This window comes from Amycolatopsis sp. NPDC004378 (assembly GCF_053602455.1).
On sequence record NZ_JBSGDR010000059.1, the window covers coordinates 1 to 2,524 of the forward strand.

Consider the following 2,524-nt stretch of genomic DNA (forward strand, 5'->3'; position numbering starts at 1 on the left):
ACATCGGCGACGGCGCCCTCAGCGGCAACATCGGCGCCGACCTGAGCCACCTGAGCATCGGCTCCGGCAACGACTTCCACCTGCCTCACTGACCGATCAGCACCAGCGCGGGGCCCTCCGGTTCGCCGGGAGGCCCCGCGATCGTTCCGGCGGGTGGTGTCCCGAACGTCTCTTTGGTCCGTTCACCATCCGGATCGTGTCCGGTGACCGCGTGCGAAGAAGGCCAACACCTGAGCAGATTCGCCATCGCCTGTTCATGACCGCCGTGGCTCACGGCTCCTCGCTCACGGCCCCCGGCGCGGTATCCGCGTCCACCACACTTCGGCCCGGCGGTCGCACCGTCCGCCAACGAGCGCCGAAGACAGCGCCATCACCACGGCCTGGGCCTGAACCCTCTGCCTCGTACTGGGCCCTGCAGATCAGCGGCCGTGGCTGCTGGCACGAGCGCGACTGCGGTCTACTCAACGGCGACGTGGTCCTCAGCAGCTCAGGACAGTGAATCGGGAACACCGGCTTCTGATTGCCCCGCCTCGCTGTTCCCGTGGACCACGGGCAAGCTCAGCCGACGCCACGACAGTCATCGGATCCCTCGGCGGTGGGTGCGGGTCCCCACCCGCGCCCGTCACCGAGCTGGGGGTAGTGCACTACCCCCAGCTCGGTGACGATTCCCAGAACCGTCGCCGGTCCTGGCGCCGAAGCCCATCGGCCTCGGCAAAGGGTGCCGGCGGCCGCCGCAGTGCCCGGTGACGGCGCAACTGCGGCGGCCGGCGTTCCGGGCCGTCCGCAAGGGAACGGCGTTCCGCGGCCCGGAAGTCGGAGTCATCCCCTACTGCCCGGTGTGAGCACCTTGTCGATGACGAAAACGGTGGCGTTCTTCGTGGGGATGTTGCCGCACAGGATCTTCGCGCCGTTGATCGTCATGGTCTCGCCGACGCCGTCGATCTTCAGCGGACCGCCGGCGGTGTCGAGGGTGTCGGCCGTGCCCGCGGTCGCGAGACCTTTGGCGTCGTAGCGTTTACCGAGGACGTGGTACTGCAGGATCGCCGCCAGTGCGGCCGGTTTACCCGCGAGTTCGGTGAACTCGGCTTCACCGAGGGCCTCGAAGGCCAGGTCGGCGGGTGCGAACACGGTGATGCCGGGCTGGCTGTTGAGCGTGTCGACCAGGTTGGTGGCCGTGATTGCCGCGACCAGTTTGGTCAGCAGCGGGTTGGTCGAGGCGGCCGAGGCGACCGGCTGCGGGCTCATCGAGTCCAGCGAGCCCGGCTCGTTGCCCTGCGGAAGTTGCGAGCAGGCGGGGCCGAACACGTCGGCATGGGTGGTCACCCCGTCTGGCGTACCGGTCGCGCCGGCGACACTCGGCGCCGGCGCTGCCACCGGGTGGCCCGGGCCGGCCGAGGCGGCGATGGCCCCGCTGCTGCACGCACTCAGCGTGAGTGCGGCGACTGCGGCCAGACCGATACCGGTGAGGCGAACCTTGGTCACGGAAAACTCCTGATCGAGCGAGGTCTAAATCCACCGGGGACCGGTCGCACCTGGACGGGCCCCTGGTGCGATCGGGTGTCGCAGATTCGCGGCCACGAACCTGCCGGCTGGGTCGAACCGCGCACACAACCCGATCGGGTGAACACCGCTGAGGAACGACGCTTCACGTTGACGAGGCGAACTAATCCGGGGAAACAGCCAGATCGAATCCGAATCGGGCCGGGCATCGAGGGAAGGACGGCTCGGCAATGGATTTCGACGAAGAGCTGGCGCGGCTCACCCGCAAGCTGGCCCGCGCGGCAGAGACCAGGATCGCGTTAGGCGGTCACCCGGATCTGCGCGAGGTCCGGTCGCAGGTGGCCGAAACTCTGACGTTCGGCGCCGGCCCCGACGACCGGTTCGGCGGAGTCCAGCTCGTAATCGACGAGCTGGTCGGCAACGCGTACCGACACGCCACCGCAGTCCGTGAGCTGCACGTTGCTCGCACCGGTGAGAAACCTGCTCGTCGAAATCACCGACCGCGATCCGGATGTCACACCGGTACGCGCCGGGCGCCCAGGCTCCAGACGGTACGGACTCCGGCTGGTGGGCCAGTTGTCCCTCGGATGGGTCGTTCAGACCGACCGCGCCGGAAAGGCGGCCTGGGCACCGGTGGCGACCCGAGTCTTCCCGGTCGCGCTGTGACGCGCGACTTCCGTCTTCGCGGAAGGGCCGGCCGCCGCCACGACCCTGGAGTGAACCAAGCCGTGGCGGCGACCGGCGGGACGCCGCCGCTTGTGGCGTCCCCCGCCAGCGGACCTCCTGTGACCCGCCGACAGACCACAGTCGCTGCCCACTGCCGAATTCCGCGGCGGGCAACGAAATACAGCCGCTCCGGCTCCAGGAGGTAAGTGGAGCCGGAGCGGCCGTTCGATACCGGGCCACTCGTAGGTGGCCCGGTCGCTAGTGTCAGTTCTTGTTGGTGCCGGGGGTGAGAACCTTGTCGATCACGAAGACGGTGGCGTTCTTCGTGGGGATGTTGCCGCACAGGATCTTCGCGCCG

General features: G+C 68.7%; 2 protein-coding genes and 1 pseudogene. All 3 read right to left on the reverse strand.

All coding sequences use genetic code 11. The features are described 5' to 3' along the window. Positions 1–819: 819 nt before the first annotated feature. Positions 820–1,482: a fasciclin domain-containing protein gene (locus ACWEN0_RS49965; protein WP_451988803.1), complete on the reverse strand. Its 663-nt coding sequence runs from the start codon at positions 1,480–1,482 to the stop codon at positions 820–822. Positions 1,483–1,799: 317 nt separating this feature from the next. Then, the gene (locus ACWEN0_RS49970; protein WP_451988804.1) at positions 1,800–1,958 is read right to left on the reverse strand and encodes a hypothetical protein; all 159 of its coding nucleotides are present in this window, start codon (positions 1,956–1,958) and stop codon (positions 1,800–1,802) included. A gap of 472 nt (positions 1,959–2,430) precedes the next feature. Then, a pseudogene (locus ACWEN0_RS49975) lies at positions 2,431–2,524 on the reverse strand (fasciclin domain-containing protein); the annotation flags it as partial.